This window comes from Shewanella sp. ECSMB14102 (assembly GCF_000813075.1).
Lineage (GTDB): Bacteria > Pseudomonadota > Gammaproteobacteria > Enterobacterales > Shewanellaceae > Shewanella > Shewanella indica.
This window is the reverse complement of the sequence record NZ_JWGX01000039.1, coordinates 74,614-82,097: the sequence shown is the minus strand read 5'-3', so window position 1 is coordinate 82,097 and position 7,484 is coordinate 74,614. Positions and strand designations below refer to the sequence as shown.

The following is a 7,484-nucleotide window of genomic DNA, read 5'->3' as shown; positions in this document are numbered from 1 at the left end:
AAGCCTAGGGGCAGTTGCGTTCAAGCGAATGATTTGATCAACAACGCCCATATAGCTCACTGAACTATATGCCGCCTGTTGAGTTTGCCAAGCAGACCGCATAAGCTGGAAAAATTGTATACTCTGTTCATTTTTATTTTTGATTTTTTATCATGTTTTAAGTGATAATTGCTTACTCCAAATTATTAACTAATAACTGTCTGCATTTTCTTGTTTATTAGAGATTTTTATGAAAAAATTGTTGTTCGTGGTTAATGTTGACTGGTTTTTTGTGTCACATAGGTTGCCTATAGCATTGGCTGCTATCAAAAATGGGTTTGAAGTGCATCTTGCTTGTTCATTGACAGATAAAAAAGAAGAGTTAGAAAATTGTGGGGTAAAAGTTCACCCTCTTACTTTATCTAGAAGTGGTTTGAATTTAATGGAAGAAATTAGGAGCTTGAAAGGAATATATGATGTTGTAAATCTCCTTAAGCCTGATGTAGTACATTTTGTTACCATTAAACCTGTATTGTATGGTAACATAATTTGTCGTTTTTTGCGGGTTCCCAAAAGAGTTTCTTCGATTTCTGGTTTAGGTTTTGTTTTTATTGCCAAGGGCTTTAAAGCTTTCTTATTAAGACGGTTTGTTTTTTTATTATATCGTTTAGCTTTAAAAGGATCCGACCGGATTATTTTTCAAAATAGTGCGGATAGGGATTCACTTAAGGCCATTGGTGCCGTTAGTAAGGAGCAGGAGTGTTTTATTAGAGGCTCTGGGGTAAACCTTGAGGACTACCCTGTTACCCAAGAGCCTGATGGCTTACCAGTCGTAATGTTTTTAGCTCGTTTACTGATCGATAAAGGTGTTGTCGAGTTTGTTGAGGCTGCTAAATTAATCAAGAAAAAAAGAACTGATATTCGTATGATATTAGTTGGTGATGTTGATTTTGGCAATCCAAAGTCTGTTTCATCTAAAGCGTTACAAGAATGGGTTGAGCAGGGTGTAGTAGAGCATTGGGGGTATCGTATAAATGTTGCCGATACAATTGCAGAGTCCAATATTATTGTTCTTCCTTCATACAGAGAAGGTCTTCCTAAATCTTTAATTGAAGCAGCCGCTTGTGGGAGAGCCGTTATTACAACAAATGTTCCGGGTTGTAGGGACGCTATTGAAGACAATGTAACCGGACTACTTGTTCCCGTTAAGAGCGTTAAGCCTTTAGCTGAAGCTATTTTAAAATTAGTACAAGACAAGAATTTGAGATTTAAATTGGCTTCAAGTGGGCGGAAGCTTGCTGAGTCAGCTTTTGACATAAATGATGTAATAAGAATTCACCTATCTATATATAATAAGTTTTAGGATTGAAATTGAATATTTTACTTACAGGAACCAGTGGGTTCTTGGGACAACAACTGTTATCTGAACTTAATAAAAGAGACTTTAATATTCTATCGCTCGTTAGAGCACCAAACTCTAAAATATCAAACGCCATAATTGTCCCAGTTTTCAATTCTGAAAGTGATTTCAGTGTTGCTTTAGGTGGTCAGGAATGTGTCGTTCATTGTGCTGCTCGTGTTCATGTGATGAATGATAAGGTGAAAGACCCACTAGAATCATACAGAGAAGTTAATGTTCGTGGCACTGTTAACTTAGCCCGCCAAGCAGTAAAGGCTGGTGTCAGGCGGTTTATCTTTGTCAGTTCGATTAAGGTTAATGGTGAGTCAACCGAGATTGGTAAACCTTTTACTGAAAGTGATGATAGATGCCCTGAAGATTTTTATGGGCAATCCAAATCTGAAGCTGAAGTACAATTATTAGAGCTGGCTGAACAAACCGGGTTAGAAGTCGTCATCATTCGACCTACATTAGTTTACGGGCCAGGGGTTAAGGCTAATTTTGCTTCGTTACTAAAATTGGCCTCTAAAGGCTTACCTTTGCCATTTGGTTGTATTACTGATAATAAACGCAGTCTCGTTTCAGTCACCAATCTTGTTGACTTGATTGTTACCTGTATTGAGCATCCCAAAGCTGCTAACCAAGTATTTTTGGTTTCCGATGACCATGATATTTCTACAGCTGAAATGGTAAAGCATATGTCTCAAGCACTAGGGAAATCGTGTCGATTGCTTCCCGTCCCTTTGTGGTGCTATCGTTTAGTGGGTAAGTTAACAGGGAAAATGGATGTTGTTGATAGACTAATAGGCTCACTGCAGGTTGACATCACCCATACTAAGAACACGCTGGGCTGGACACCACCACAAACGCTTGAACACGGTTTCAAAGAAGCTGCAGAAGCTTTTCTCCGCAATAAAAATATATAGAGTATTCATATGATTCGTCTAATTGATTTCTTGGCTGCTTTCTTTGGTTTGATGATACTTTGGCCTGTATTACTGATTATAACTATCATTGGCATGTTCGATACAGGTTCTCCAATTTTTGTGCAGACTCGTGTTGGTAAAAAAAAGAAGCCTTTTAAGTTGATCAAGTTTCGTACAATGTCGGTTGAAACTAAGTCAGTTGCTAGCCATCTTGCTAGTAATGCATCAATTACTAAGCTGGGTGCCTTTCTACGTAAGACAAAAATCGATGAATTGCCCCAGTTGATTAACGTTGTTAAAGGTGAAATGAGTTTAGTGGGACCACGTCCTAACTTGTTTAATCAAGAAGAGTTAATAAAAGAGCGAGATGCACAAGGTGTGTATGATGTTTTACCCGGCATAACAGGTTTAGCCCAAGTGCAAAACATCGATATGTCGACACCTAAGTTATTGGCTGAAATAGATAAAAAGATGATCGATACCTTAAATGTTAAAAACTATTTCAAGTATATATTGATGACAGTGACAGGTAGTGGTAGCGGTGATGCTGTAAAATAGTGCTCTCTAAAAATAGCACTCTCTATTGGAAGATACACTCTATTACCTTGTTTTAGCTACAATAACGCCGACCCAAGTCGTCTCATCTTGCTAGCAAAGCGCGACTTAGTGTCTCACGGGAGATTTTTAGTTTGTTAAGCCAAGCTTGATAGCTCTTAGGTATCGTGTTTTCCAAGAGGGGGTTGTTCCTTACCACTTCGAGTGGGTATCCTTTCGGTACTAATTTACGTAACAAGTGCCGATGCTTACCCCTATGGCATGATTGATGTGATAATATGAGCACTTTGGCTACTGTTGTCGAGTCACATACTTTAAGATTGTAATATATTATGAACTTAAATTTTTTGGAGCGAAAAATGGATTTTTTGCAAAGCTTGTTTGGTTTGAAGCGCACGCATAAACGTGTGGTTAGTCTTATCATTGATGCTTTATTTCTCAGTTTCGCTTTTTGGTCAGCATTGCTAGTGCGCATCGATGACATTGCAGTTCTGGCCAATTCCCGTTACTGGCTGCTACTTTTTATGGTTGTCCCTTTGAGCTTAGTGGGTTTTGCGAAGCTAGGGTTATATCGAGCGGTATTGCGCTACATGGGACTGCAGGCTCTTACGGCCATTGGTTTCGGCGTGATGCTTTCAACCATTATGTTGGTCCTTTTTGCGTTTTATGTTGATGCACAATTGCCGCGAACTGTACCTGTGATTTATGCGGCATTTTCATTGGTATTTATAGGTGGCTCCAGGGCAATTGTTCGCTCTCTGGTGGGGGCGGGCATGAAGCGTGTCGGGGAACCTGTCATTATCTATGGCGCGGGTGTTAGTGGCAGACAGTTGTTAACTGCACTTTCTCAAAGCCATGAATATTACCCTTTTGCGTTTGTCGATGATGATGAAACATTGCACGGTACTGTGATTCAGGGGGTACATGTTCATTCACCTTCAATCATTAGGACGTTAATCAAGCAAAAAGCGGCCACTAAGATATTGCTGGCCATTCCCAGTGCACCTCGCTCTCGTCGTCAGGCGATTTTGGAGCAGTTAGAAACGCTGGCTGTACAGGTGCTGACTTTGCCTGCGATGGCTGATCTCGTCAGCGGTAATAAGCTTTATAGCGATATTAAAGAAGTTGAAATTGATGATCTGCTCGGGCGCGATTGCGTAACGCCCAGAGCCGATCTGTTGGCGGCCAATATTCGTAACAAAGTTGTTATGGTTACGGGGGCCGGAGGTTCTATCGGTTCTGAGTTATGCAGACAGATACTAAAGCAGTCGCCTAAAAAATTGGTGTTGTTTGAGTTGTCTGAGTTTGGCTTGTATTCCATCGACCGTGAACTTAAAGCCATAGCGAAAGAGTTATCTCTTGATGTACAGATCTATCCCATGATGGGCTCTGTTCAGCGGGAGAATCGTGTTCAGGCGGTAATGGAAGCGTTTGAGGTTCAGACTGTTTATCACGCAGCTGCCTATAAGCATGTACCGCTTGTTGAGCACAATGTTGTAGAAGGTGTGCGTAACAACGTGTTCGGCACTTTGTATACTGCCCGTGCTGCTATTGCAGCTAACGTTGAAACATTTGTGCTGGTCAGTACTGATAAAGCTGTTAGGCCCACCAATGTGATGGGGACCACGAAGCGTATGGCTGAATTAGTCCTTCAAGCATTAGCGGATAAAGGAAGTGCGACTCGTTTTTGTATGGTTCGGTTTGGTAATGTTCTGGGCTCTTCCGGGTCCGTTGTGCCGCTTTTCAGAAAACAGATAGCAAATGGTGGCCCTGTTACAGTAACTCATCCAGAAATTACCCGCTTTTTTATGACTATACCTGAAGCTTCTCAGTTGGTTATTCAAGCCGGTGCTATGGGCAAAGGCGGGGACGTTTTTGTGTTAGATATGGGCAAGTCAGTAAAGATTGTTGATTTGGCAACCAAGATGATTCGTCTTAGTGGCTTTGAAGTCAAAGATGATAAGCATCCTGACGGTGATATTGCTATCGAGTTTTCGGGGCTACGACCAGGCGAGAAGCTCTATGAAGAGTTGCTGATTGGTGATGATGTGACCGGCACTGAGCATGAGCGGATTATGACGGCCAATGAAGTCTTTTTAAAATGGTCGGAACTTGAAGCGATTTTGGCGCGTTTGGACAAAGCGTGTCATGAGTTCCAGCATGAAGAGATAAGGGACATTCTTCTTTCTACACCAACAGGCTTTAGTCCGACAGATGGTATTTGTGATTTAGTCTGGCTGCAGAAAAATCATGATAGTAAGAACAACGACATTAAGGACAAAAAAGTCATACCTCTGGTTTCTTGATTTAACTATCAGTCGATTAAAACTCCCCTTTATTTGGGGAGTTTTTTCGTTTTTTAAAATCAAGTTAGTATTTTCGTTGCGGGGCTTGGTAGCGGTAAAGCTAATTGAATAGTCAGAATGTTTTAGAAAAATGCTCCCATACTCAGCAGCTATTGCATGAATTCTATTAACAATTTTCATGCGTCGTTCAATCATACGTTGGTTACCAAACCTTTCAGAATTCGCGCTCAGTCACAGTCACCTAGCATGGCTAAACTCATCAAATTTGGTAGTGAAAAATGAAGATACTAGTCACAGGTGGGGCTGGATTCATTGGCTCTGCAGTTGTTCGTCATATTATCAATAATACTCAAGACAACGTAATTAATGTCGACAAGTTAACTTATGCAGGCAATCTCGAGTCTCTTGTCAGCGTAGAGAAAGATAAACGATACGCTTTTGAGCAAGTTGATATCTGTGACCGACTAGAAATAGATAGAGTGTTTGATGAGCATAAGCCTGATGCAGTTATGCACTTGGCAGCAGAGTCTCATGTAGACCGTTCAATAACAGCTCCTGCTGATTTTATTCAAACAAACATAGTTGGTACTTACACCCTCCTAGAAGCGACTCGTGCATATTGGCTCGAGCTATCTGATGATAAGAAGAGCGCTTTTCGTTTTCACCATATTTCTACCGATGAGGTTTATGGTGACTTACCGCATCCAGATGAAGTGCAAAGCTCGGAAGAGTTAACACTATTTACAGAAGCTACCCCTTATGCTCCGAGTAGTCCGTATTCGGCATCGAAAGCATCCAGTGATCACCTCGTTCGCGCTTGGTTGCGCACCTATGGTTTGCCAACAATAGTGACCAATTGCTCAAATAATTATGGCCCTTTCCAATTTCCTGAAAAACTGATCCCACTTGTGATTTTAAATGCGGTGGAAGGCAAGCCTTTGCCTGTTTACGGCAAAGGTGATCAAATTCGTGATTGGTTATATGTAGAAGACCACGCTCGCGCTTTGTATAAAGTTATCAAAGAAGGAAAAGTCGGTGAAACCTATAATATTGGTGGTCACAACGAAAAACGAAATTTGGAGGTGGTAAAAACAATATGTGCCATTTTAGACGAATTGATGCCTAAAGGTACTCCGTACGCGGAACAAATTACTTATGTGGCAGATCGTCCAGGTCACGACCGTCGCTATGCCATCGATGCTACCAAAATGAGCAAAGAGTTAAATTGGGCTCCTGACGAGACCTTTGAAACTGGGCTGCGCAAAACAGTGCAATGGTATCTTAACAATCAGGCTTGGAGTCAGCGAGTTCAGGACGGCTCTTATCAAAGACAACGCTTAGGTTTAATTTGTAACCTAAATAAAGGTAAAAATTAATGAAGGGGATTGTCTTAGCCGGTGGTTCAGGTACAAGGTTATATCCATTGACTAGAGGTGTATCTAAGCAGCTATTGCCGGTTTATAATAAGCCAATGATTTACTATCCGCTATCAACGCTAATGCTGGCGGGGATTCGTGATATTTTGATCATTACTACGCCTGAAGACAACGAAAGTTTTAAGCGGCTACTAGGCAATGGTAGCGACTATGGTATTCGTCTTGAGTATGCAATCCAAGAAAGTCCTGATGGTTTAGCACAAGCTTTTATCATTGGTGAAAATTTTATCGGTGATGATAGTTGCTGTTTAGTTTTAGGTGACAATATTTTTTATGGTCAATCGTTTACCAAGACGCTGCTAAATGCGGCTAGTCGAGAGCATGGTGCGACTATATTTGGTTACCAGGTTAAAGATCCGGAGCGTTATGGAGTCGTGGAGTTTGATAACAACATGCGCGCTGTTTCAATAGAAGAAAAACCGCGTAATCCTAAATCTAACTATGCTGTGACAGGTTTATATTTCTACGATAATCGTGTTGTTGAGTTTGCCAAACAGGTTACACCTTCTGCACGGGGAGAATTAGAAATTACCACACTCAATGAGATGTATCTCAACGATGGTTCTTTGAATGTTGAGCTATTAGGCCGTGGTTTTGCGTGGTTAGACACTGGAACACATGAAAGTTTACTCGAAGCAGCTTCATTTGTTCAAACGATAGAGCATGTACAAGGCTTGAAAGTTGCGTGTTTAGAAGAGATTGCATTTCAACAAGGCTGGTTAAATAAACAAGATCTACTAAGGATTGTAAAACCAATGATGAATAGTGATTATGGCCAGTATTTGCATAAGCTATGCCTGAAAGTTAATTAATAGATCAGGATAAAGTGTTATTGCCTTGGACTGTGTTCGAAATACTGTGTCAGATCAATATTCATCCACTG

At 40.9% G+C, this 7,484-nt stretch carries 6 protein-coding genes; all 6 read left to right on the top strand.

The window, feature by feature from the left end; all coding sequences use genetic code 11:
* The first annotated feature begins 229 nt into the window (after positions 1–229).
* The 6 genes from RC73_RS13405 (at position 230) to rfbA (ending at position 7,413) form a co-directional block, all read left to right on the top strand.
* Positions 230–1,342: a glycosyltransferase family 4 protein gene (locus RC73_RS13405; protein ID WP_039035116.1), complete on the top strand. Its 1,113-nt coding sequence runs from the start codon at positions 230–232 to the stop codon at positions 1,340–1,342.
* An 8-nt stretch (positions 1,343–1,350) separates the two neighbouring features.
* Entirely contained in the window at positions 1,351–2,304 is a 954-nt protein-coding gene (locus tag RC73_RS21185) for a UDP-glucose 4-epimerase family protein (RefSeq protein WP_039035115.1), read from the top strand.
* A gap of 9 nt (positions 2,305–2,313) precedes the next feature.
* On the top strand, positions 2,314–2,862 hold the full coding sequence (locus RC73_RS21180) for a sugar transferase (RefSeq protein ID WP_039035114.1): 549 nt from the start codon (positions 2,314–2,316) through the stop codon (positions 2,860–2,862).
* A gap of 356 nt (positions 2,863–3,218) precedes the next feature.
* Positions 3,219–5,165, top strand: a complete 1,947-nt coding sequence (locus RC73_RS13390; RefSeq protein WP_039035113.1) for a nucleoside-diphosphate sugar epimerase/dehydratase — start codon at positions 3,219–3,221, stop codon at positions 5,163–5,165.
* 278 nt (positions 5,166–5,443) lie between these two features.
* Entirely contained in the window at positions 5,444–6,541 is a 1,098-nt protein-coding gene (rfbB, locus tag RC73_RS13385) for a dTDP-glucose 4,6-dehydratase (RefSeq protein ID WP_039035112.1), read from the top strand.
* Positions 6,541–7,413 carry a glucose-1-phosphate thymidylyltransferase RfbA gene (gene rfbA, locus RC73_RS13380; RefSeq protein ID WP_039035111.1) on the top strand — a complete coding sequence of 291 codons (873 nt, stop codon included), beginning with the start codon at positions 6,541–6,543 and terminating at the stop codon, positions 7,411–7,413. The genes rfbB and rfbA overlap by 1 nt, the downstream gene beginning before the upstream one ends.
* Positions 7,414–7,484: the final 71 nt, after the last annotated feature.

Coding starts and splice junctions, on each gene's coding strand:
- RC73_RS13405 (WP_039035116.1), top strand. CDS start 230: ATGAAAAAATTGTTGTTCGTGGTTAATGTTGACTGGTTTTTTGTGTCA.
- RC73_RS21180 (WP_039035114.1), top strand. CDS start 2,314: ATGATTCGTCTAATTGATTTCTTGGCTGCTTTCTTTGGTTTGATGATA.
- RC73_RS13390 (WP_039035113.1), top strand. CDS start 3,219: ATGGATTTTTTGCAAAGCTTGTTTGGTTTGAAGCGCACGCATAAACGT.
- rfbB (WP_039035112.1), top strand. CDS start 5,444: ATGAAGATACTAGTCACAGGTGGGGCTGGATTCATTGGCTCTGCAGTT.
- rfbA (WP_039035111.1), top strand. CDS start 6,541: ATGAAGGGGATTGTCTTAGCCGGTGGTTCAGGTACAAGGTTATATCCA.